This window comes from Streptomyces sp. WM6386 (assembly GCF_000972385.1).
GTDB lineage: Bacteria > Actinomycetota > Actinomycetes > Streptomycetales > Streptomycetaceae > Streptomyces.
The window spans coordinates 31,093-54,688 of record NZ_JXTE01000024.1; the positions used below are offsets into that span (position 1 = coordinate 31,093).

Consider the following 23,596-nt stretch of genomic DNA (forward strand, 5'->3'; position numbering starts at 1 on the left):
CTGGTGCGACGACCTGGGCGCAGGCTAGCAGCGCCCGGCTGTCACCGGCGCCCGAACTCCGCTGTTTCACCCGGGCGTTGAGACACCGGCGAGCGCCCCTCGGATCCGGTCACGCCGCCGACGGCGCGGACGCCGATGCCGACGCCGACGCCGTGGGGAACCCCGGCGTCCGCAGCACCCGGCGCTCCGCGTCCACCGCGAAGACCTCGCAACCCGGCAGATCCGCCGCCCAGTCGACGCCCTCGGCGCCCATGGCGAAGGCCGCCGTGGCGACCGAGTCGGCCTCGGTCAGGGTCTCGGCCACCACCGTCAGGCTGAGCAGCCCCGTGGCCGGACGTCCGGTGCGGCCGTCGATGATGTGGTCGCCGCGTTCGTAGCGGGCGGACGTCGCGACGGCGCCGTCCGTCAGGTCCAGGACGGTGCACAGCTTGTCGGCGCGTTCGGGGTGGCGTACGCCCACCCGCCAGGGCCCGCCGGCGGCGACCACGTCACCGCCGGCGTTGAGGACGAAGCGCGTGGCGCCGGCCGCCGGCAGCAGCTCGGCGGCGCGCTGTACGGACCAGCCCTTGACCACCGCGCAGGGGTCGAGGCCCCGGCCCGGCAGCCGTATGTCGAACGCGCCGGCCGTCGCGACCCGGTAGTGCTCGCACAGGTCGAGCACAGTCCGCAGATCCGCGCTCACCGCCCCCTCGGCGAGCTCGCCCCGGCCCAGCCGCGACACCTCGCTGTCGGGCTTGAACGGGCTGAACCGGGCGTCGACCTCGCGCAGCCACGCGAAGACGGCGTCCGCACTCTCCTCGCCCACGTGCGCGTCGTCGACCCGCAGCGAGACCGGGAACCCCATGACGTGTTCGACCCTGTGCATGGTCAGCCCTTCGCGTCGATGGCGGCCTGGAGGGACTCCTTGTAGGCGTCGCTGGTGATCGTGGCACCGGACACCGTGTCGATGTCCGCGCTCTGCGCCTCCAGCGTCTGCGCGATCAGCTTCGGCACCGCCGCCGTCGTCTGCGGATGGTTCGGCTGCTGGAGCATCCTCACCGCGGTGATCTTCCCGCCCTGGAAGGTCACCTGGACCTGGACCGGGCCTTTCTCGGTGTTCAGCGTCGAACCCTTGACGACGGTGCCCGAGGCGGACGAGGACCCCGAGGAGGAGGACGCCGACGGTGTGGACGCGGCCTCCGGCGTGGAGGTGCTGCCGCCGATGGACGGCTCGTAGCGCCAGATGGGGACCAGGCCCGCGATGCTGAGGACGACTACAGGTATGGCTCGCTTCACGATCTCTTCCTCATCCCGCCAGGCTGAAGCGCTCGAAGTGGGTCTGCGCCTTGGGCACGTTCAGCGCGCGCAGGCTGCCGAGCACGGCGTTCATCATCGGGGGCGGTCCGCACAGGAAGACGTCCCGGTCGGTGATGTCGGGGACCAGCCGGAGCAGCTCGGCCGGGGCCAGCTTGTCGGGCACCGGCGGGCCGGTCACCAGGTGCAGCTCGGCGCCCTTGGCGTGGGCGAGCTCGCGCAGCTCGTCGTAGAGGACGGCGTCCCGGTCGGTGGCCACGCGGTAGATGACGACCGCGTGGCCGTGCAGCTCCTCCAGGAGCGCCCGGATCGGGGTGACGCCGACGCCGCCGGCGATGAGGACGGCCTCGGGGCGGGTGCGGTGCAGCGCGGTGAAGGCGCCGTAGGGGCCCTCGGCGAAGACGCGCGTGCCGGCCTTCAGGTGGCGCAGGGCGGCGGTGCCGTCACCGGCGACCTTCGCGGTCAGGCGCAGGGTGCGGCCGTCGGGGGCCGCCGACAGGGAGAAGGGGTTCGCCTGCCACCAGCGGTCCTTGGTCAGAAAGCGCCACAGGAAGAACTGGCCGGCCCGGGCGGGCAGCTTGTCCAGGTCACGGCCGGTGACGTAGATCGAGACGACGTTGTCGGACTCGGGGACGACGGCCTGGATACGGAACTGGTGGCGCAGGTTGCGCCACAGCGGCAGCACCATCCGGCCCAGGACCACCGAGCCGAGGGCGACGGTCCACAGTCCGTACCAGTACGTCTTCGCGGCGTTCGACGAGGTGAACGTCGTACCGACCGCGACCTGGTGGGTGAAGGCCAGCAGCACCGCGACGTAGGTGTACAGGTGGATGAAGTGCCAGGTCTCGTAGGCCAGCCGGCGGCGGGCGTAGCGGGCCGAGACGCAGCCGATGACGAGGATGATCGCGAAGGCGGTGAGCGCGCGGAGCACGCCCTCGGTGGTCTCGGCGAGGTCGACGACCGTGCCGATCGGGCCCACCTCGGTGCCCTCGGCGTAGCCGAAGGCGATGAAGACGAGGTGCGCGAGCAGCGTCCACAGGATGCCGAAGCCGGTCCAGCGGTGCCAGGAGGTCAGCCGGTCCATGCCGATACGGCGGTCGAGCCACGGCAGCCGGGCCACCAGGAGCAGCTGGAAGGCCATGAACAGGGCGCCGTAGAGACCGGCGAGCCGGCCGATCACGATCAGTGCGTTGGAGGCGAACCCGGCCTGGGCGAAGAAGAGGGCGACCACGGCCACGTTCGCGGCGATCACGGCGTACAGGCCCGTGCGGGCCACCACTTTGGGCCGTATCGCCGTGGGGGGCGCGGTGGGCGGTTTGACGGTCGTCGTCACGGACGGAGCTCCTCGATCGGGGCCTGGGTAATCGAGCTTCGCTTGAGCGACCTGTCGATTTACTGTCGTACAACTTTCAAGTGGTTATCGATCTGACTGTGAGGAAGTATCGGCTCTGGAGTCGGGGCCCGCGTGACGCACTATGAACGGGTGGAAAAAGTACGCCTCCTCGTCGTGGACGACGACCCGCCCATCGCCGACCTCGTGGCGACCGTCGCCCGTTACGAGGGCTGGGACGCGGTGACGGCGAACTCCGGGGAGGAGGCGCTGAGCCGTGCCGCGTCGTTCCGTCCGGACATCGTGGTCCTCGATCTCATGCTGCCCGACATCGACGGCTTCGGCGTCCTGGAGCGGCTGCGCAGCACGGGCACGATGGTGCCCGTGGTGTTCCTCACCGCCCGGGACGCGGTCGCCGACCGGGTGGCGGGGCTGACCCGGGGCGGCGACGACTATCTGGTGAAGCCGTTCGCGGTGGAGGAGCTGATGGCCCGGCTGCGGACCGTGCTGCGGCGCTCCGCGGGGCCCGGCTTCCAGCGGTCGGTGCTCCAGGTGGCCGATCTGACGATGGACGAGGACACCCGCGAGGTGCGCCGCGGCGACAAACTGCTCACGCTCACCCCGACCGAGTACGAGGTGCTGCGCTATCTCATGCGCAAGTCACCGACCGTCCTCACCAAGGCGCAGATCCTCGACCATGTGTGGGAGTACGGCTTCGGCGGCCGTTCCAACGTCGTCGAGCTGGTCGTCAGCCGGCTGCGCCGCAAGCTGGACGACACGGGTGATCCGCTGATCCACACCGTCCGGGGCTTCGGCTATGTGATCCGGCAGGCGGCCGAGTGATCCGGCGGTTCCGTCAGGCGTATCGCAGGCTCCGGCTCGGCACCCGGCTGGCACTGGGTCTGGGCGTGCTGGCGCTGCTGGTGTTCGGCGTCGTGGGCACCGCGCTGACCACGTACATGCGGGACTATCTGTCGGCCCAGCTCAACGAGCAGCTCCAGATCGCCCAGGTCGCCCAGTCCAAGAGCATCCTGGACAACGGCTCGCTGGCCGGCAAGAAGTACTACCGCTGGTACTACGCCGTGTACGACGTGAAGGACGGCACCGCCGAGCTGCGTACCCCCGAGGACGCCACCGACCTGCCGGAGGACGTCGACGACTTCACGTCCCTGGCGCAGGCGCAGACCGCCCACGGCACCGAGGTGCTGAGCACCGAGCACCTCAGGGGCGCGGGCGACTACCGGCTGCGCGCGTGTGAGGTCGAGCCCGGTGTGGTCCTGGTCAGCGCGGCGCCCATGGACGAGATCGACGAGACCGTGGGGCAGCTGATCACGATCCAGGTCGTCACGTTCGGCCTCGCGCTGCTGGCGCTGGTGCTGTTCGGGCGGAAGGTGCTGCGCAAGGGGCTGAAACCGCTGAGCGACATGGCGCACACCGCGCACGGCATCTCCTCGCACAACCTCACCGACCCGGAGGCCCGGCTGCCGCTGCGCGCGGACCGCAAGGGCGGCGGCCCGGAGGTCGAGGAGCTGCGCACCGCGTTCAACACGATGCTGGAGCACATCGACGACTCGCTCGCGGTGCGCGCGGAGGCCGAGCAGCGGCTGCGCCGGTTCGTCGCGGACGCCTCGCACGAACTCCGTACGCCTTTGATGTCGGTACGGGGCTATGCGGACCTCTTCCAGTACGCAGCCGCGAACGCACCCGAGGAGCGGGAGCGGCATCTGGCGAGGCTGCGCGCGGAGGCGGCCCGGATGGGTGTCCTGCTGGACGACCTGCTGATGCTCGCCCGTCTCGACGCCGCCGAGGTGGACACCCCGCTGCGGCCCAAGGACACGGACCTGGTGGAACTGGTCCACGACGCGGCCGACGCCTTCCGCGCCGCGCACCCGGACCGCCCGTTGACGCTGACGGAGGGCCCCGGGTCATTGGTGCTGCGGCTGGACCCGCACCGCATCCGCCAGGTCCTGGACAACCTCCTCACCAACGCGGCCGTGCACACTCCGGCCGGCACCCCGGTGTCGGTGGCCGTCACGGCCGTTTCCGGCCGGGCCCTGGTCCGTGTGACGGACGCCGGCCCCGGCATTCCGCCCGCCGACCAGGAGAAGGTCTTCGACCGCTTCTACCGCGTCGACAAGGCCCGCAGTCGCGACCGCGGCGGCAGTGGCCTGGGCCTGGCGGTCGCCCGAGCCCTGGTACGGGCCCACGGCGGCACGGTGGAGGTGAGCGGCGAGCCGGGCCGGACGGTGTTCACGGTGTCGCTGACGCTGGGGCGGGGCGGCGCGGCGGGCGGCTGAACGGACAGGGCCGGGCCCGCGGGCGGTGAAATGTCACCGGACGGGTAAGTCTCGTTTGCGGAAGCCAAGTTGGCAGGCCCGGCTCTCCATGAACGGCTGGACAGATCTTCCGGGCTCCCCCAGGATGGCTGTCGCCGGACTGTGGAGTCCGTGCCCTGGGAGGCAACCCCCGTGGTCACCTGCGCGGAGAGGCGATGCGGTCCGATCCCCAACGTTTGCTTGCCACGGCTGTTCGTCGCATCGCCCGCGCCGAGGACCGTGCGGAGGTCGTCCACGAACTCTGTGCGGTGAGCGTGGAGCACTTCGCGGACGCGGTTCTCGTCTACCTCGCGCCCTGCCCCGGCCCCTCGCATGAGCCGGAAGCGGTCCCCGGCCAACTCCATCTGACCGCAAGCCGGTTCCCGGAAGGCGGACAGGACCTGGCGGAAGCGAGTGGCGCTCCGCTGCCGGCTCTCGCGTCGGTGGCGCAGTCCGGTGCCCTGGCCGAAGTCCTGCGTGCGGGTGAGACGTTGAGCCGGCTCTCCCCCGCGATCGACCCGGCACTTCGCGAACTGCTGGGCCCGACTCCAGGTCTGCCAGAGGGGCATCGCGTCCTCCTCGCCCCCCTGTCCGACGCGCGGGGCGTGGTCGGCGCGGCCGTGTTCCTCCGCCGCCCCGACCGCGAGGCCTTCGACACCGACGACGTCCTGACGGCCGGCCGGCTCTCGGCACAGGCCGCACTCGGCGTGAGCGAGGCACCGGCCGACCCACCGCCGACGGCCCCCGCACCCTCCCCGTCCTGCCCACCCTCCACGACTGGCTCACCACCCACAGCTTCCACACCCTCCACGGCCGCCTCACCACCCACGGCCTCCGCACCCTCCACGGCCGCCTCACCGCCCCCCGCCGCCCGGACGCACAAGCCGCTCCCACCGTCCCCGGCCTCCACAGCCGCCCCCACGCCCATGCGCCGCGAGGGCGACCGGCTTCGCTTCGCCGGTGCGGCGACCCGCCGGATCGCGCGCGGCATCGACCTGGACGAGATCGTGATCGGGCTGTGCCGGGCCAGCGTGCCGACGTTCTCGGACGCGATCCTGGTCTACCTCCGCGAACCGCTGCCGGTCGGCGACGAACGTCCCGTAGAACCGCTCGTCCTGCGACTGCACCGAACCGACCGGATCCCGCAGGACGACGGTCTCCTGTCCATGGACGACCCGAGGCCGAAGCCGCCCGCGCTGGACGAGCTCGTCGCCGAGCGCTGCACCGTGCCGGGCGGTGGCGCGCTCGCCGAGGTGCTGCGAGGCGTACGCCCCGTCTTCACGGGCTCTCCCGCCGCCCAGGCCGCCCTGCCCGAACTCCTCGGCAAGGGCAGCGAGTCGATCACCCCCGACGGCCAGCACGCCATCCTCGCCCCCCTGCGCGGCCGCCGCCGCGTCATCGGCGCCGCCCTCTTCCTGCGCAGCCCCGAACGCCCCGCCTTCGAACAGGACGACCTCCTGCTCGCCGCCCAACTCGCCACCCACAGCGCCCTCGGCATCGACAAGGCGGCCCTGTACGGCCGTGAGGCCTACATCGCCGACGAACTCCAGCGCGCGATGCTCCCCGAGACCCTGCCCCGCCCGACCGGCGTACGCCTGGCGTCCCGCTACCTCCCGGCCGCCGAGACCGCGCGCGTCGGCGGGGACTGGTACGACGCGATCCCCCTGCCGGGCAGCCGCGTGGCGCTGGTCGTCGGTGATGTCATGGGCCACTCCATGACCTCCGCCGCGGTCATGGGCCAGCTGCGCACGACGGCCCAGACGCTGGCGGGTCTCGACATGCCGCCGCAGGAAGTGCTGCACCATCTCGACGAGCAGGCCCAGCGGCTGGGCGCCGACCGCATGGCGACCTGTCTCTACGCCGTCTACGACCCCGTCGCGCACCGCATCACCATCGCCAACGCCGGCCACCCCCCGCCCATCCTGGTGCACCTGGGCGGCCGCACCGAGGTGCTGCGGGTGCCTCCGGGCGCGCCCATCGGGGTCGGCGGCGTCGCCTTCGAAGCCGTGGAACTGGACGCACCGGCCGACGCCACCCTGCTCCTCTACACGGACGGGCTCGTCGAGTCACGCCTGCGGGACGTGTGGACCGGTATCGAGCAGGTGCGCGAGAAGCTCGCCGCGACCGCGCGGTTGACCGGCCCCGATCGTCCGCCGCCGCTGGAGGAGCTGTGCGACGAGGTGCTCGACATGCTCGGACCGGGCGACCGGGACGACGACATCGCGCTGCTCGCCGCCCGCTTCGAGGGGATCGCGCCGAGCGACGTGGCGTACTGGTTCCTGGAACCGTCGGAGGCGACACCCGGCCGGGCCCGCCGGCTGGTCCGGCGCACCCTGTCCCGCTGGGGCCTCGAGGAGCTGAGCGACTCCACGGAACTGCTGGTCAGCGAGGTCGTCACCAATGCCGTGCGGTACGCGTCCCGGCCCATCACCGTGCGGCTGCTGCGCACCCACGTCCTGCGCTGCGAGGTCACCGACGACGAGCCCCGGCTCCCGGTGCTCGGGCAGGCGCGGGCCACGGACGAGGGCGGGCGGGGCCTGTACCTGGTGAACAGGGTGGCCCGGCGCTGGGGAGCGTCCCGGCTGAGCACCGGCAAGGTCGTCTGGTTCGAGCTCGACCGACCGGCCGTGACCGGGTCCGTCACGGCAACGGCAGCTCCGTCCAGATGATCTTCCCCTCGGGGGTGTACCGCGTTCCCCACCGCTCGGTGAGCTGGGCGACGAGGAACAGGCCGCGGCCGCCCTCGTCCTCGTTCTTCGCGCGGCGCAGTCGCGGGGACGTGCTGCTGCCGTCGGAGACCTCGCAGATCAGGGCGCGGTCGCGGAGCAGCCGGAGCTGGACCGGGCCGTGGGCGTGCCGGATGGCGTTGGTGACCAGTTCGCTGGCGACGAGTTCGACGGTGAACGACAGCTCCTCCAGGCCCCAGGCCGCGAGCTGTTCGGTGACCGCCGCGCGGAAGCGGGAGACGGCCGCCGGGTCGCTGGGCACGTCCCACTGGGCGACCCGGTCGGAGTCCAGGGAGTGCGTCCGGGCCACCAGCAGGGCCACGTCGTCGCTCGGCCGGGCCGGCAGCAGCGCGTCCAGGACCGCCTCGCAGGTCTCCTCCGGCGGTCGCCCGGCCTGGGCGAGGACGGCGCCGAGCCGCTCCAGACCGGCGTCGATGTCCCGGTGCCGGTCCTCGATCAACCCGTCGGTGTAGAGCACGAGTTGGCTGCCCTCGGCCAGTTCCAGCTCGACGGTCTCGAAGGGCATCCCGCCGAGCCCGAGCGGCGGGGCGGACGGCAGGTCGACGAAGGTGACCGTGCCGTCGGGGTCGACGACCGCGGGCAGCGGGTGCCCGGCGCGGGTGAGGGTGCAGCGCCGGGACACCGGGTCGTACACGGCGTACAGACAGGTCGCTCCGACGATCCCGCAGTCCGGGCTGCTCTCCGCCGCCCAGCCCTCACCCCGGTCGAGGCGGCCGACGAGGTCGTCGAGGTGGGTGAGGAGGTCGTCGGGCGGCAGGTCGAGGGAGCAGAAGTTGTGGACGGCGGTGCGCAGCCGGCCCATCGTGGCGGCCGCGTGCAGTCCGTGGCCCACGACGTCCCCGACCACGAGCGCGACCCGCGCGCCGGAGAGCGGGATGACGTCGAACCAGTCGCCGCCGACGCCGGCCTGGGCCGGCAGATAGCGGTAGGCGACCTCGACGGCGCTCTGCTCGGACCGGCCCCGCGGCAGCAGGCTGCGCTGGAGGGCGAGCGCGGTGTTGTGCTCACGGGTGTAGCGGCGGGCGTTGTCGATGCAGATCGCCGCGCGGCCGGCCAGTTCCTGGGCGAGGGAGAGGTCGTCGTCCTCGAAGGGGGCGGCCTTCTCGGAGCGGTAGAAGCTGACCAGGCCGAGGGTCTCGCCGCGGGCCCGCAGCGGCACCGTGACCAGGGAGTGGATGCCGGCCGCGAGGATCCGCTCGCCCCTGGCCGGGTCGTGGGCGAGCCAGCCCCCGGCGGCGGCGAGCACGGGTTCGAGCATCGACTGCCGGGCCTCCAGACCGCGGGCCTGCGGTGCGGACGGGGCGTAGCGCACGAGGTCGCCGACCGGGTGCAGATGCGATTCCTCATGTACGGCGCCCAGGGCGACCCGCCGTAGCGGGGTGTCCGCGCCCAGTGGCCCCGGCTCCTCGCCGAGCAGCACCCCGTCCGGCAGGTCCACGGCGACGAAGTCGGCGAACCGGGGGACGGTCACCTCCGCGAGTTCCTCCGCGGTGCGGGTGACGTCGAGGGTGGTGCCGATGCGCACGCCCGCGTCGTGCAGGAACTCCAGTCGCCGGCGCGCGAGCAGGGCCAGCCGTCCGACACCGGGCTCACCGAGAAGGAGGAGCCGGGCGTCGATACCCGGGGCGTCCGTACCGGGGGCGTCGCTGCCGCGCTCGGTGCCGACGGACGGGAGTGCCTCGACACTCGCGACTCCCACGGCACCCTCGGCGAACTCGACCCCGGCGAACGTCCCGGGCCGGACAGGCCTCCGGGCAGCGATGCCCACGGCCGTATCCGGCTCCACGCCGACAGCCGGGTCCGTCGCGGCGGACGCCCTGGCCTCCACCCCCGCAGCCGGTTCGGCCCCGACGGCCTCCCCGCTCTCCGTACCCGCGCCCGTCCCGCTGCGGGTGGGCGCCCCGGTCTCCCCCTGCTGCGCGCCCCGCTCCACTTCGGGAGGTGTCGGTACGACCGTCCGCAGCCCGGCGGATCTCACCGCGGGCCGGGCCGGTGCCGGGGAGGGGGCCGGCGCCGGCCCTGGTGGGACGGTGGGCTGCGGGAGGGCCCGGGTCGGGGTGACCGGGGCGGCCGGTGCGCTGAGGCAGACCTGGCGCACGTGCGGGCTGCCGACGATGCGGGCCTCGACGACGACGCCCGTCTCGCCCGCCGCGCCCCGGACCTGACGGCGCAGCAGGGTGGCGGTGCGGCCGCCGGAGAGGGTCACCTCGTCGAGGGTGCGGTGCGGGGAGGCGAGGAGTTCCTCGGCCTTCTCGCGCAGCACGGCCCGGTCGACGGGGCCGAGTTCGTCCCCGTCCGGGCGCCCCGGCTGCCGCCACTGTGTCGACGCCCGGGTGGTGGCCCGCCGGTACGCGGCCAGGAGCGCCCGCTCGCGTTCCGTGGCCACCTCCAGCATCCGCGCCTCGATGGCGTGGGCGGCCTCACGGACCAGCCGCAGCATGGCGGGGTCGCCCTCGTCGCGCAGACAGGTCAGGTCGAGGACGGCCTCGATGCGTCCGCTGAGCGGGTCGCGGACGGGCGCGCCGGCGCAGGCGAAGGGCTGGAGACAGTCGGCGAAGTGCTCACGGCCGACGACGTAGACGGGGTTGCGTTCGGCGAGCGCGGTGCCGACGCCGTTGGTGCCCACGACCCGTTCGGAGGCGTCGAAGCCGGGGGCGAAGTTCACCTCGTCGAGGCGGTCGCACAGCTGTCGTCCGCCGCCGAGCCGCTGGACCATGCGGCCCTGTCCGTCGCAGAGCGCGATGGTCATGCCGGCCTCGGAGAGCGAGCCGGCGAGGTTCTTCAGGACCGGCTCGGCCGCGTGCAGGAACGGGCCGTCCAGGGTGAGGTCCGGCGCGTAGGGGACCTGGAGGCGGTCCGGTTCCAGCCCTACGGACCTGCACCGCTTCCAGGAGTCGAGCACGGAGCCCCGGACGTCCGCGTCCACTCGGGCACCGGCCAGAAATCGTTCGTGGGCATCGACGAGCCCGCCGATGTCGTCCCAGGCGACGGACAACAGGATCACTTCCCTACCCGGAGACGGGCCCGGTGGCGCGCCGCCGTTCGGCTCGCCCCCCGGCGGAGTCCTCCCAGTCGTTATTCACCCTAGACCCTTTGTGATACCGATCACAACAAAGTCCCGAAGTGCCCCGGAGGCACCTTTCATCCCCATGTTCGACCGCGCCCCTTCGCGTTCGATCAGGAGCGGGACTCGGCCCCCCATCGGGTCGTCGCCTCCATGAGATCGACGGTGAAGGGGTGCCGCGGCTCGGTCAGGACACGCCGGGCCGAACCCTGTTCGACGAGCGCCCCCGCGTCCAGGACGGCGATGCGGTCGGCGAGGCGCGCGGTGTCCAGGTCATGGGTGATGAGGACGAGGGAGAGGTCGTCAGCGCCGTCCCGGACGAGGCCCGTGAGGAGGTCCAGGAGGCCACGGCGGCTGACCGTGTCGAGCCCGCAGGTGATCTCGTCGCAGATCAGCACCCGGGGGCGGGCGAGAAGGGCGCGCGCCAGGGCCGCGCGCTGGAGTTCGCCTCCGGAGAGCTCGCCGGGGCGCCGGCGCGCGAGCCCCTCCGGGAGCCCGAGCTCCGCGAGAGCCCGAAGGGCCTCCTCCCGCGCCTCCCGCTCGCCGCTGCCCCGCAGCCGGACGGCGGTGCGGGCGGCCTGGTCCAGGACGGTCCGGTGCTCGTCGAAGGCGGCACGGGCGTCCTGGAAGACGTACTGCACGGCCGCCAACTGCCCCCGGTCGCGGCGGCGCAGACTGCGCGGCAGGGCCGAACCGTCGAGCAGGACCTCCCCGGCGAAGTCGCGGTGGAGGCCGGACAGACAGCGGGCGAGGGTGGTCTTGCCGCTGCCGGAACGGCCCACGACGGCAAGGCACTCGCCCGCGCGCAGCGTGAGCCGCGGGGCGCGCAGCACCGTGGTGGTGCCGTGTACGGCGGTGAGGTCCCGGACCTCCAGGACGGGCCGCCCACCCACCGCGTCCCGGACGGGGACCCGCCGCTCGTCGAGGAGCCGCCGCGTCCACGGGTGCCGGGGAGCGCGCCACAGCCGATCGGCGGGCCCCGACTCCACGACCCGGCCCTCCCGCATGACGAGGACCTCGTCGGCGAGGGCACGCACGACGTCGAGGTCATGGCTGAGCAGCACGACCGCGATACCGCGCGCGGCGACCGCCGCGAGCTGCTCGACGACACGGCTCTTGGTGAGCGCGTCCTGCCCGGTGGTGGGCTCGTCGGCGACGACGACCCGGGCGCCCAGGAGGAGGGCCTGGGCGAGGACGACACGCTGCTGCTGACCACCGGAGAGCTGATGCGGATGCCGACGCAAGAGGGCTTCCGCGTCCGGGAGCTGGGCGTCGGACAGGGCCCGCAGGACGCGCTCGCGGGCCGCCGCGCGGCGTTCGGCCCGGGGCAGGTGCCGGACCTGGGCGCGGGCGATGTCGTACAGCAGCGTGCCGACCCGGCGGGCGGGGTTGAGGACGGCCGCGGGATGCTGCGGCACGTATCCCACCGGGCCGTCCGCGGTCAGCCGTACGTCGCCCGAGACGCGTGCTCCGGCCGGGTACTCCCCGAGCAGCGCCAGCCCGGTCGTGGTCTTGCCACTGCCGGAGGCGCCGACGAGCGCGGCGACCTTCCCGGGCCGCACCCGCAGGTTCACCCCGTCGACGATGGCGCGGCCGTCGATCTCGACGCGCAGCTCACGGATCTCGGCGACGATGTCGCTCACGAACGCCTGCCCTTCTTCTCCAGCGCGGCGTCGAAGAGCAGGTTGACGCCCGTCGTCAGGGCCACGATCAGCAGCGCGGGCACGACCACGGCCCACGGCTGCACGAACAGGCCGGTACGGTTGCGGTCGACCATGACCGCCCAGTCGGCGGCGTCCGGCGCGACGCCGACGCCCAGGAAGGCGGCCGTGGACACCAGGTAGAGCACGCCGGTCAGCCGGATCCCGGCGTCGGCGGCGAGGGTGCGCAGAGTGGAGCGAGCGACGTACCCGACGGCGATGTGCCACCACGTCTCCCCCTGCATCCGCAGCGCCTCGACCGCGGGCCGCGCAGCCGCCTCCCCCGCCGCGGCCCGTACGATCCGCGCCGCGTCGGGCACGTTGACGAGCGCGACGAGCAGCGCGAGGCCGACGGCACCGGGCGAGAACACCGAGGCCACGAGCAGGATCAGCAGCAGTGACGGTACGGCGAGCAGCACGTCCAGCGGCCGCATGAGCAGCTCCTCCAGCCGGCGAAGGTGGGTGAGCGCGCTGACGAGTCCGACGGGTACGGCGACCAGATAGGCGAGCGCGGTCGCGGCGAGGGCGGTGACGACGACCGTACGTCCGCCGTGCAGCACCTGCTGCCACACGTCCCGTCCCACGAAGTCGGTGCCGAGCCAGTGGCCGTCGCCGAGGGTGAAGGAGAGGGCGCGGGGTCCGGGGTCGCCGACGAGGAGGGGGCCGAGCAGGGCGAGTACGAGGGGGACGGCGAGGATCGCCAGGCCCAGGGCGAAGCGACCGCGCGTCACGCCGCCACCGCCGACCTGGGCGTGAGCCGATGGGCCACCAGATCGGCCCCCAGGTTGAGTACGACCGTCAGTACCCCGAACACCACCGCCAGCCCCTGCACGACCGGCACATCGCGCTCGGCGACGGCGTTCAGCAGGACCGTCCCGAGTCCCGGGATCACGAAGAGCGCCTCGACCACGATCACCCCGCACAGCAACCAGTCGACGGTTCGGGCGAGTTGCTGGACCGCCGGGGCCAACGCGTTGGGCAGGGCGTGAAGATAGCGGACGCGAGCGCCGGAGATGCCGTAGCGGCGGGCGTGGGCGGCGTAGGGCGAGGCGAGGGCGTCGACCATGCCGGCCCGCACCAGGCGGGACAGGGAGCACACCGGGCGGGAGAGGAGGACCAGGACCGGGAGGACCAGCGCGGCCGGATGGGCGAGCAGGTCCGTGCCGTATCCCAGCGCGGTCGGCGGCAGCCAGGCCAGTTTCAGAGCGAAGACCGTCACCAGGAGCACCCCGAGGGCGAACTCGGGGACGGCGTACACCGCGAGGGTCACCGAGCTGACCAGCCGGTCGACGAGCCGTCCCTCGTGGCGGGCGGCGAGGACGCCGAGGCCGAAGCCGACCGGGACGAGGAGGGAGAGCGTGAGCGCGGCCAGCAGCAGGGTCGGGCCGAAGCCGTCGCCGATGTACTGCGTGACCGGGCGGCCGGAGGCCAGGGAGACGCCGAAGTCGCCGTGGAGCAGGCCCGTCGCCCAGTCGGCGAGGCGCTCGTAGGCGGGCCGGTCGAGGTGCATGGCCTCGCGGATGGCGGCGATGCGCGCCGGGTCGGGCTGGTCGCCCGCGAGGGCCACCGCCGCGTCGCCCGGCAGCGCCTCGGTGAGCGCGAAGACCAGCAGCACCACGGCCACGGTCTGCGCCACGCCGAGGAGGAGCCGCCGGGCGACGAAGGAACGGAGTCCCGTCACGCGAGCCACACCTTGTCGAAGCGCGCCCAGTCGAGGGTGTTGGCGGGCGCCTTGGTCTCAACCCCCTTCACCGTGCGGCCCGTTCCGATGATCCAGTCGGCGAACCCCCAGATGAGGAAGCCGCCCTCGGTGTACAGCCGGCGCTGCATCCGCTCGTAGACGGCGGCCCGTTCGGCCTTGTCGCGGAGGGACTGCGCCTGCTCGTACAGCGCGTCGAAGTCCTTGTGCCGCCATTTGGTGGCGTTGGTGGTGGAGTCGGTGAGCAGCCGCTGCGAGATGTGGGCCTCGATGGGCATCGCGCCGGAGCGGTAGCAGGACAGCGTGCCGGAGTCGAGGATGTCGCTCCAGTAGGAGTCCTTGCTGCCCATCCTCACGTCGACGGTGACGCCCGCCTTGGCGGCCTGGTCGCGGAAGATGCCGGCGGCCTCGGTGAACCCGGCGGCGACGGCCGAGGTGTCGAGGGTGACCTTGAGCTTCTCGGCACCGGCCTTCTTCAGCAGGGCGCGGGCCCTGTCGAGGTCCTGCTCGCGCTGGGGCAGATCGGCGGCGTAGTACTCGTAGCCCTTGCCGAACAGGTCGTTGCCGACCACGCCCGCCCCGGACAGTGCGCCGTCGACAAGTTCCTTTCGGTCGGCGATGAGGAAGAACGCCTCGCGCACCCGCTTGTCGTCGAAGGGCGCCCGGTCGGTCTTCATGCAGAAGGCCTGCATGGCGCTGCCCCGCAGCCGCACGATCTCGATCCGGCCCTTGCCCTCGTGGGCGCGGGCGGTGGTGGGGTTGAGCTCGTGGGCGTACTCGACCTGGCCGCCGAGCAGGGCGTTGACGCGGGCGGACTCCTCGTTGGCGACGACGAACTCGAGCTCGTCGAGGTGCGGGGCGCCTTCCCAGTAGCCGTCGTGGCGGCGGAAGACGGCGGAGCGGCCGGGCGCGAAGGAGACGAACCGGAAGGGCCCGGAGCCGACCGGCTTCTTGTCGAAGTCCTTGGCGCCCGACGGGACGATGTACGCGCCGAACGCGGCCAGGATGTTGGGGAATTCGGCGGTCGGCCGCTTCAGGACGAACTCGATGCCGCGCTCTCCCGTGGCGTGGCTTGCGTCGAGGTCGATGGGTTCCAGAGATGCCTTGGCGCGGAAGGTTTGCTTCGGGTCGGCTATCCGGTGGTAGCTGTACAGGACGTCTTCGGCGGTGACCGGGCTGCCGTCGTGGAAGGTGGCCTCGCGGAGGGTGACCTGCCAGCGGTCGAGGGTCTTGTTCGCCTCCCACCTGGTGGCGAGGCGGGGCTGCGCGGAGAGGTCGGCGCCGTAGTCGGCGAGCTTGTCGTAGAGGGCCTTGGCGCGGGCGACATCGGCGAACAGGTTGGCCAGGTGCGGGTCGAGGGTCTCGCTGGCGCCGCCGCCGGCGAACGCGGCGCGCAGTCGTCCGCCGCGCTTGGGGGTGCCTCGGCTGCCGCTGTCCGCCTGGTCGTCCGTACCGCTTCCGCAGCCGACGAGGGCGAGGGCGGCGGCTCCGGTCGTGGCGGCGAGGAAACCGCGTCGGCGCAGGCCGGGAAAACGTTCGTCGTACATGACTGTCCTTCAGATGTGGTGTCGAGGAGTGGAGTTGGGGAGGCGCGGCGAAGGTCAGACGGTGGTTTTCGCGCGCTCCGGCGCCGTGGAGGCGGGCAGCGCTCCGTGTCGGTGCAGCCATGCCACCCCGCCCGCCGAGGCCAGCCCGAACAGGGCGCAGCACACCCACGGCAACCAGACGTGGCCGCCGCGCTCCCCGGCGTCCATGGCCCAGCCGACGACGGTGTTGCCGAGGGCGGCGGCGATGCCGGAGACGGCGTAGAAGATCCCGAAGTACGTGCCGGTCAGCTCGGGGCGGCCGAAGCGGGGGATCAGTTCCATCACGAACGGCGCGGCGATCATGAGGCCGAGGTAGAGCAGGAGCGCCCCGGCCAGGACGGACCCGACACCCGGCAGGAAGGCCGGCGGGAGGAATGCCAGGCCGGTGACGGCGAGCCCGGCGGCGATCCAACGACCCCTGTCGCCCCGGGACTTCAGGGCCCGGGTGATCCGTAGCTGGAGCGCGAGGTTGGCCAGTGTCCCGACGAGGAAGACCAGGCCCGCCGCGCCGTCCCAGCCGGTCGCCGCACGCGCCCCGGCGGGCAGCAGCAGATAGAGCTGGTTCTCCAGGGTGAACATGCCGACCATGGCGAGAGCGAAGGCCAGAAAGGCCCGGTTGCCGACGACTTCACGCCAGTCCGCGAGGACGCTGCCGCCCGTCGGCTCGACCTTCCGCGCGGGCAGGACGGCGGCCTGCGCCACGGTGAGCACGGCGAAGATGGCGGCGGCGGTGAGCGCGGACGTACGGAAGTCGACGAGCAGCAGCGCGCTGCCGAGCAGCGGGCCGATGAGCGCGCCCGTGGTGGCGAAGACGTTGAAGAGCGCGAACGCCTCCGCCTTGCGCTCCCCCGCCTCCTGCGCGAGATAGGCCCGCACGGCCGGGTTGAACAGCGCTCCCGCCACCCCGCTGAGCACGGACGCCGCGAGCAGCACCGCCAGCCCGTCACCGAGCGCGAACAGCGCGAACCCGACCGTCCGCAGCGCGCACCCGGCGATGATGACGCCCTGCGCCCCGAGCCGGTCGGAGGCCGACCCGCCGATGAGGAACAGCCCCTGCTGGCTGAGGTTGCGCACCCCGAGGACGACCCCGACGACGGCGGCCGACATACCGAGGTTCTCGCCGAGATGGACGGCGAGGTAGGGGACGAGGAGGTAGAAGCCGGTGTTGACGCCCAGCTGGTTGACGAGCAACAGCCGCACGGCGAACGGAAAACTCCGCACCTCATGCCACGTCTTCAAACGGTCCCGCCCCCTCGGTCACCCCGGTTCGACGCGGCACACGCTATCGATAATCATTTTCATATGCCAGTCACAGAACGACCAAGGTCCAAGACCGAGGAAATGGGAGTGCGGCCTGTCAGCCGCGCGGAGGCCGCCCGCTGCTGCGGCGGACGATCAGCTCGACGGGGATGACCGGCTCGGTCCGCTCCTCGGCGCGCCCGTCGATGCGGTCCAGCAGGAGCCGTAGCGCACGGGTGCCGATCTCGGCGAAGTCGGTGCGCACGGTGGTGAGCGGCGGCAGCAGATGAGCCGCCTCGGGGATGTCGTCGTAGCCGACGACGCTCACATCGTCGGGGACCCGGCGCCCCGCCTCGTGGAGGGCGTGCAGCAGGCCCAGGGCCATCTGGTCGTTGGACGCGAAGATCGCGGTGACGTCCGGGCGCCGGGCCAGCAGCCGCCCCGTCTCGTACCCGGAGTCCGAGCTCCAGTCGCCGACGAGGAGCTCGGGGATCTCGGCGCCGGCCGCCGTCAGGGTCTCCCGCCAGCTCCCGATGCGCTGGTCGGCGGAGGTCCAGCCGGTCGGCCCGGCGATGTGCCACACGGTGTCGTGCCCGAGGCGCAGCAGATGCTCGACGGCCTTGCGGGCGCCGGCCCAGGAGTCGGCGGTGGCGAGCGGAGTGCTGCCCCTGACCTCGTTCTCCATCACCACCAACGGTGTGTCGAGCCCGGCGTCGGCCAGCGCCCGCCCCACGCGGTGCTGCGGCGCGATGGCGATGACCCCGTCCGCCCCCTCGGCCGACAGCCGGTCCACGGCCTCGGTGACCGTGTCGTGGTCGGCGGTGTCGTCGAGGGCGATGGAACTGAGCAGATACCCCGCCTCCTGGGCGGCCGTGTTGATGGCGGTGAGGATGTTGGCGGGCCCGTACCTCGCCGCGTCGAACGAGATGACCCCGAGCATCCGCGTCCGCCCGCTGGCCAACGACCGCGCACTGCGGCTGGGCCGGTAGCCGAGGCTCCGCATGGCGGCCTGCACGGCCTCACGCGTCTCGGGCCGGACGGCCGGGTTGTCGTTCAGCACCCGCGAAACGGTCTGCTTGGACACCCCGGCAAGGCGTGCCACGTCGTCCATCACCGGCCGCGCACCCGCGAAGTTGCGTCGACTGCGCCCCTTGGGGGCGGGAGCGGCGCTGGAGCTCATCGGAGGCGCTTCCTCGGTAGGCTGCCGGAACGGCTTCAGCATACGGCCGGCCTACGCACCGAAGGGGTGCGGGGAACTGCGCGACCAGCCCCCACGCACCCGCGGCCGACACGTCATCCCACGGCCCTACGGCGAACAGTCACCAGCTCCACCCGCTCGATGTCCGCCCTCCCCCAGCCGTCCCCGGCCTCCGGCGGAACGTACACGTCGGCGCCCTCGAAGCCAGGAAGCACCCGCAGCCGCAGCGGCCCCGCCGGAATTCGGTCCAGCCCGATGTCCCACACCCGCCCGGAGAAGAACTGGTCGGCGACAAGGGTGTCCCCCACGTACGCGCGCCCCACGTCCCCGGTCCAGTGGATACGCAGCAGCGTCCCCGGCGGCACCTCCTGCGGCAGGTCGACCCGGTACTCGGCGGCCGACTTGTCGAAGTACTTGTCGATGGGCGCACTGGCCCGCCCCTGCACCCCGGTGGCGGGCTCGGGCGCGGGACCGGCGGGTCTGAGGAGCGTGACCGACGCCTCCCCCGCACCGGTGCCGTCCGCCGGCAGGGTGTACCGGGTGAACACCCCGTCCGGCCTTCCCTCCCGGCCGGGCGGCGCGGGGAACACGGCGAACGAAGGCCGCTCCACGGCGCTGTGCAGCCGTACCTCACCCCGGTCGAAGACCACACCGCCGTCGGCCAGCACCAGCCGCTCGGCACCCCACGCCTCCCCCCGGTAGGCGGTCCGTGCCGTGGCCGCGTCCAGCACCAGCAGCCCGACACGGTCGCCGGCCGCCGTCTCCACCTCGACCAGGGCATCGGTACCGGGCCGCAGCCCGGTGACCAGTACCCGGCCGGCGGTGTACGCGACCTCCCCGGACGGCGCGCTCAGCGAGCCCACCGTGCCCTCGTCCAGGGCGAGTTCGGGTGCGATCCCCGCCACCGCGGCGAGCACCAGCACGGTACGACCGCCGTCCTGGACCGTGCACACCGGTTGCGCCGTCGCCCACTCCACGCGCAGCCCGGCCACGTCGAGCCGCAGCGGCCAGCAGAAGGTGGCCCCCGACGGGACGGTCACGGGAGCGCTCGGGAGGCTCACCGAACCTCCCTCGGGGAACTCCACCGTGAAGGACGTCCCCGGATGGTCCGGCAACGGCTCGTGGGGCTGGTGGTTGTTGACGAACAGGAATCCCGAACCGCCGTCACCGCGCACCGCCCAGCGCAAGGTGTCCCGGTCGTCCTGCCCTCGCGGCCGCGTCGGGGGCAGCACCGACTCCATCGGCGCGACGAGATGCCCGAAGTCGGCCAACAGCAGGTGCTGGAGCCGGAGTTCGTCGTACGCGGCCCGGTACTGCCCGTACTCGCCGAGCGGTGCCTGGAAGTCGTACGTCAGGACGGGCAGGTCGTTCGGGTAGCCGGAGGCGTGGGACTCCTGGAGGGAGGTCAGTTCGCCCGCGGGATTCGTGCCGCCGTGGAACATGTAGTACCCCTGCCACACCGAGCCGCACCCGATCTTGGTGAGCCCGAGCGCGGCGATGTCGGCGGCGTCCACGCGCGGTCGCCGGTGATAGGAGACGGCCATGCCGCCGCCCAACTCGCAGGTGGCCCAGGGGAATCGGTACGCACTGGCGTCCGGGGCACCGCCTCGGACGTGCACCGGGCGCAGGTCGGATCCGATGCCCTCGTCGTCACGCTGGTGGGTGAAGAAGAAGTGCTTGCGGCAGGTGTCGGGCCAGCCGCCGTCGGCCTCGGTCCAGAAGGTCTCGGTGTAGCCGCCGTACAGCGGAAGCAGTTCGTCGGGCGGGAGCTGGACACCGCCCCAGGCGGTCGACGTCCACAGCGGGGCGCTCATGCCGGCCTTCTGGGCCATGTTCTTGAGGGTGAGCAGGTGGCCGGGCTGGTCGTAGAGCTCGTTCTCGATCTGGACGGCGACGATCGGGCCGCCGTTCGCCCGGTCAAGGCCCCGCAGCTGCTCGGCGACGGCCTCGAACCAAGCGCCCACCGCCTCCAGATAGACCGGGTCGTCGGTACGCGGCACGCAGTCGCGGGCCGACACCCAGTCCGGCAGGCCGCCGCCCCGGACCTCGGCGTGCACCCAGGGGCCGATACGGGGGATGAAGTCCAGGCCGTGGCGGGCGCAGAGTTCGGCGAAGCGGCGCAGGTCGCGGTCGCCGTCGAAGCGGACGCGGCCCTCGATCTCCTCGTGGTGGATCCAGATGACGTAGCTGGCGACGACGGTGACACCGCCGGCCTTCATCTTGAGGAGTTCCTCCTCCCACTCCCCGGCCGGGTAGCGGGTGTAGTGGAACTCCCCGGAGACCGGGAACCAGGGACGGCCACCGCGGGTGAGGTAGCGGCTGGTGACCCCGATGGGGTCGGGCACGCCCGGCGCGTCGGCGAACGGGAGATGCCCGGTGAGCGGCGGCCCGGAGGGCGCGGGAACGCGCAGACGGTGCGGCATCAGAAATTCTCCGGGCCGAGGTCGGGGGTGTCGGTGAGATGGGCGGTCGTGCCGGTGGTGGCGTGCAGTTCGAACAGGACCAGTTCGTTGGTGCCGGGGCGCAGGACCGGGGCGGGCACGTACAGGGTGTGCTGGGGACCGCGGTTCCAGTAGCGGCCGAGGTGGAAGCCGTTGACCCAGGCCTGGCCCTTGGTCCAGCCGGGCAGGGCGAGGAAGGCGTCGGCCGGTTCCGCCACCTCGAAGGCGCCGCGGTGGAAGGCGGGTACGGCGTCCGACGTGGCGTCCGACGGGGTGAAGGGCACGGCCGTGAGGTCGGTCAGGGGCAGCGGGTGGTTGTCCCAGGCGCGCAGTACGGTGCCGTTGAAGGAGACCGGACCGAGCAGACCCTTGGGGGCGCCGATGCGGGGGCCGTAGTTGACGCCGCCCATGTTCTCCACGAGCACGTCCAGCGTGGCGCCGGCGCGGGGCACGAGGACGGCCAGGGCCTCGTCGTGGTGGCGGCGTTCGAGTACGCCGACGGGGGCGCCGTCCAGGAAGACCTGGGCGCGGTCGCCGACGCCGCCCGCGAAGTGCAGCAGGCCTTGGCCGGCCGTGGGGACGGTGGTCCGGTAGAGCGCGTATCCGGAGCTGAGGCCCAACTCGTCCATCATCGCGGGGTCTTCGGTGCGCAGCGGGGCGGCGAGGGTGCCGGCGTGCGGGACCAGTGCGGCGCGATGGGTCAACTCGACTGTCGTGGGCGGGAGTTTGGCGCCGGGGGCCGGGACAGGTTCGTCGGGGACGGGTGCGTGGCGGGCGATGACCTCGCGGAAGGCGTGGTACTTGGGGCCGGGGTCGCCGGACTCGGTGAGCGGGGCGTCGTAGTCGTAGGAGGTGACGGTGGGTTCGTAGGCGTGCTTGTGGTTGGCGCCGTTGCTGAAGCCGAAGTTGGTGCCGCCGTGGAACATGTAGATGTTGACGGAGGCGCCCGCGGAGAGCAGCCGGTCCAGGTCGGCGGCGGCGTCGGCCGCGTCCCGGGTGTGGTGCGGCCCGCCCCAGTGGTCGAACCAGCCGATCCAGAACTCCGCGCACATCAGCGGGTCTTCGGGCCGGTGCGCACGGTACTGGTCCAGCGCGGCGTCGATCCTGCCGCCGAAGGTGCCGGCGGCCAGGACGCCGGGGAGGCTGCCGGCGGCCAGGTGCTCGGGGTCGGCCTGGTCGCAGGTGAAGAGGAACTCCTCGACGCCCCTGTTCCGGAAGGCCTGTTCGAGGTGTTTCAGGTAGGCGCCGTCGTCGCCGTAGGCGCCGTACTCGTTCTCCACCTGGACGGCGATGACGGGACCGCCCGCCTCGGCCATGTGGGGCAGCAGCGGGGGCAGCAGCAGGTCGAGGTAGCGGTCGACGGCGCCGGTGAAGCGGGGGTCTGAGCTGCGCAGCCGGATGTCCGGGTCCGAGGTGAGCCAGCCGGGCAGACCGCCGCCGTCCCACTCGGCGCAGATGAACGGTCCGGGCCGGAGCAGGACGTGCAGCCCCTCGTCCTTGGCGAGGCTCAGATAGCGGGGCAGGTCGAGGAGGCCGTCCAGGACCAGCTCGCCCTCCGGATCGGGCTGGTGGAAGTTCCACGGCACATAGGTCTCGACGGTGTTGAGGCCCATCAGCCGGGCCTTGCGCAGCCGGTCGGCCCACTGGTCGGGGTGGACGCGGAAGTAGTGCATGGCGCCGGAGAGGATGCGGAAGGGCTTGCCGTGCAGCAGGAAACCGTCGGACGTCGTCGTCAGTGCGGGCATGCGGGTGTTCCCCTTCAATGCGAGCGGGATGGAGTACTGCGGATCAGCCAGAGGGTCGCGGCCAGGCACAGCGCCGAAACTCCTCCGAGCAGCAGGGGTACGGCCTTGATGTCGGACCACTCGATGACCTTGCCGAGTGCCGGTCCGGCCACCACACCGCCGGCCATCGAGGCCGCGATGACCAGGGCTCCGGCCCGCCGGGCCTGTGGGGCGGCCTGGTGGAGCCAGGGCAGTCCGGTGGGGAAGATCGGCGCGATGAACAGACCGACGCCGGCATAGGCGTAGGGCGCCAACTCGCTGATGGACGCGAGAAGGAGACAGACCGTCATTCCGGCGCACGAGACCGTGATGATCGTCTGCGCCGAGAAGCGCAGCGCGAGCGGCGCGACCAGGAACCGGCCCACCGTCATCATCAGCCAGTACACGGAGGTGGCGGTGGCGGCGATCCCGGCGCCGTAGCCGACGGTCTCCAGGTGGGTGGGCTCCCAGCCGCCGACGCCGGCCTCGATGCCGACGTGCAGGACGTACAGCGCGACGAACACGGCGAGCACCGAGCCGAGGCTGCGGCCGAGGACGCGACCGGAGTCGGGGACCGTGTCGGACGGCTGCGGCGCCTTGTCCCGTACGCCCTTCAGACACCACAGCAGCGGCAGGTCGACCAGCGCGAAGGCGAGGAAGACGGCCGGGTAGCGCTCGGCGCCGACCGCGCCGATCACGGCCGGTCCCAGGATCGCGCCGATGCCGAAGTGGGCGTTGAGGATGTTCAGCATCGCCGCCGATCGATGCCCGAAGCCGACGGCGAACAGCTGGTTGAGCCCGTAGTCGATACCGCCGAAGCCGAGCCCGGCCAGCAGGGCGGCGGTGAGTGCGAGCGGCCAGTCGGGGGCGAGCGCGAAGCCCGCCGCACCGGCGGCCATCAGGAGATACGAGGCGCCGAGGATCCGCCGGTTGCCGATCCGCCCGAACCACCGGTCGAAGAGCAGCACCCCGGCCACCCCACCCACGAAGTGCGCGCTCAGCCCCAGCCCGGCGGCCGACGGGGACAGCCCGAACTCCTCACGGAAGGCGGGGATGGCGGGCCCGTAGAGAGCCTGGAGCGCACCGATCAGAACGAAGCCGACGCACGAGGCGACGACGGCGGCCGGGCTGAACACCGGGGCTTCGACTACACGGGTTTCTCGGAGCACGACAGGAAATGTTACCGGTAACATCCAGCCCGTCAAGATTGCCGACAACGAC

Annotated in this window: 16 protein-coding genes; 3 read left to right on the top strand and 13 right to left on the bottom strand. The window is 72.6% G+C overall.

Annotated features, from left to right (window positions below):
• Positions 1–109: 109 nt before the first annotated feature.
• Genes TN53_RS17250 through TN53_RS17260 form a run of 3 tightly spaced genes read right to left on the bottom strand, consistent with a single transcriptional unit; the run spans position 110 to position 2,626 of the window.
• Positions 110–865 (bottom strand): FAD:protein FMN transferase, encoded by a 756-nt coding sequence (locus TN53_RS17250; RefSeq protein ID WP_046259397.1) that lies wholly within the window; start codon positions 863–865, stop codon positions 110–112.
• 2 nt (positions 866–867) lie between these two features.
• Positions 868–1,275 carry an FMN-binding protein gene (locus TN53_RS17255; protein WP_046259398.1) on the bottom strand — a complete coding sequence of 136 codons (408 nt, stop codon included), beginning with the start codon at positions 1,273–1,275 and terminating at the stop codon, positions 868–870.
• A gap of 10 nt (positions 1,276–1,285) precedes the next feature.
• Positions 1,286–2,626, bottom strand: a complete 1,341-nt coding sequence (locus tag TN53_RS17260) for a ferric reductase-like transmembrane domain-containing protein (protein WP_046259399.1) — start codon at positions 2,624–2,626, stop codon at positions 1,286–1,288.
• A gap of 150 nt (positions 2,627–2,776) precedes the next feature.
• On the opposite strand from TN53_RS17260, the gene TN53_RS17265 reads away from it, so the two are divergent.
• The 3 genes from TN53_RS17265 (at position 2,777) to TN53_RS17275 (ending at position 7,607) form a co-directional block, all read left to right on the top strand.
• Positions 2,777–3,466 carry a response regulator transcription factor gene (locus TN53_RS17265; protein ID WP_199924591.1) on the top strand — a complete coding sequence of 230 codons (690 nt, stop codon included), beginning with the start codon at positions 2,777–2,779 and terminating at the stop codon, positions 3,464–3,466.
• Positions 3,463–4,920 carry a sensor histidine kinase gene (locus TN53_RS17270; protein WP_046259400.1) on the top strand — a complete coding sequence of 486 codons (1,458 nt, stop codon included), beginning with the start codon at positions 3,463–3,465 and terminating at the stop codon, positions 4,918–4,920. Before TN53_RS17265 ends, TN53_RS17270 begins: the two co-directional genes overlap by 4 nt.
• A 215-nt stretch (positions 4,921–5,135) precedes the next feature.
• Positions 5,136–7,607, top strand: coding sequence for a SpoIIE family protein phosphatase (locus TN53_RS17275; protein WP_420719105.1), 2,472 nt, complete (start codon positions 5,136–5,138; stop codon positions 7,605–7,607).
• Here the strand turns inward: TN53_RS17275 and TN53_RS17280 are convergent.
• The 10 genes from TN53_RS17280 to TN53_RS17325 form a co-directional block, all read right to left on the bottom strand.
• Positions 7,579–10,689, bottom strand: a complete 3,111-nt coding sequence (locus TN53_RS17280) for a SpoIIE family protein phosphatase (RefSeq protein WP_046259401.1) — start codon at positions 10,687–10,689, stop codon at positions 7,579–7,581. The genes TN53_RS17275 and TN53_RS17280 overlap by 29 nt on opposite strands.
• A 173-nt stretch (positions 10,690–10,862) precedes the next feature.
• A complete protein-coding gene (locus TN53_RS17285; protein ID WP_046259402.1) occupies positions 10,863–12,392 on the bottom strand; it encodes an ABC transporter ATP-binding protein in 1,530 nt (509 codons plus the stop codon).
• The gene (locus TN53_RS17290) at positions 12,389–13,180 is read right to left on the bottom strand and encodes an ABC transporter permease (RefSeq protein WP_046259403.1); all 792 of its coding nucleotides are present in this window, start codon (positions 13,178–13,180) and stop codon (positions 12,389–12,391) included. Before TN53_RS17290 ends, TN53_RS17285 begins: the two co-directional genes overlap by 4 nt.
• A complete protein-coding gene (locus TN53_RS17295) occupies positions 13,177–14,130 on the bottom strand; it encodes an ABC transporter permease (protein WP_046259404.1) in 954 nt (317 codons plus the stop codon). Before TN53_RS17295 ends, TN53_RS17290 begins: the two co-directional genes overlap by 4 nt.
• Positions 14,127–15,695: an ABC transporter substrate-binding protein gene (locus tag TN53_RS17300; protein ID WP_046259405.1), complete on the bottom strand. Its 1,569-nt coding sequence runs from the start codon at positions 15,693–15,695 to the stop codon at positions 14,127–14,129. Before TN53_RS17300 ends, TN53_RS17295 begins: the two co-directional genes overlap by 4 nt.
• Positions 15,696–15,749: 54 nt before the next feature.
• Entirely contained in the window at positions 15,750–16,973 is a 1,224-nt protein-coding gene (locus tag TN53_RS17305) for an MFS transporter (protein WP_046259406.1), read from the bottom strand.
• A 118-nt stretch (positions 16,974–17,091) separates the two neighbouring features.
• Complete coding sequence (locus TN53_RS17310; protein WP_046259407.1) at positions 17,092–18,153, bottom strand: LacI family DNA-binding transcriptional regulator; 1,062 nt, start codon at positions 18,151–18,153, stop codon at positions 17,092–17,094.
• A gap of 113 nt (positions 18,154–18,266) precedes the next feature.
• A complete protein-coding gene (locus tag TN53_RS17315) occupies positions 18,267–20,594 on the bottom strand; it encodes a beta-galactosidase (RefSeq protein ID WP_046259408.1) in 2,328 nt (775 codons plus the stop codon).
• Complete coding sequence (locus tag TN53_RS17320) at positions 20,594–22,357, bottom strand: glycoside hydrolase family 35 protein (RefSeq protein ID WP_046259409.1); 1,764 nt, start codon at positions 22,355–22,357, stop codon at positions 20,594–20,596. The genes TN53_RS17315 and TN53_RS17320 overlap by 1 nt, the downstream gene beginning before the upstream one ends.
• Positions 22,358–22,371: 14 nt before the next feature.
• Positions 22,372–23,568, bottom strand: coding sequence for an MFS transporter (locus TN53_RS17325; RefSeq protein WP_199924592.1), 1,197 nt, complete (start codon positions 23,566–23,568; stop codon positions 22,372–22,374).
• Positions 23,569–23,596: the final 28 nt, after the last annotated feature.

Coding starts and splice junctions, on each gene's coding strand:
- TN53_RS17250 (WP_046259397.1), bottom strand. CDS start 865: ATGCACAGGGTCGAACACGTCATGGGGTTCCCGGTCTCGCTGCGGGTC.
- TN53_RS17300 (WP_046259405.1), bottom strand. CDS start 15,695: ATGTACGACGAACGTTTTCCCGGCCTGCGCCGACGCGGTTTCCTCGCC.
- TN53_RS17310 (WP_046259407.1), bottom strand. CDS start 18,153: ATGAGCTCCAGCGCCGCTCCCGCCCCCAAGGGGCGCAGTCGACGCAAC.
- TN53_RS17315 (WP_046259408.1), bottom strand. CDS start 20,594: ATGCCGCACCGTCTGCGCGTTCCCGCGCCCTCCGGGCCGCCGCTCACC.
- TN53_RS17320 (WP_046259409.1), bottom strand. CDS start 22,357: ATGCCCGCACTGACGACGACGTCCGACGGTTTCCTGCTGCACGGCAAG.
- TN53_RS17325 (WP_199924592.1), bottom strand. CDS start 23,568: ATGTTACCGGTAACATTTCCTGTCGTGCTCCGAGAAACCCGTGTAGTC.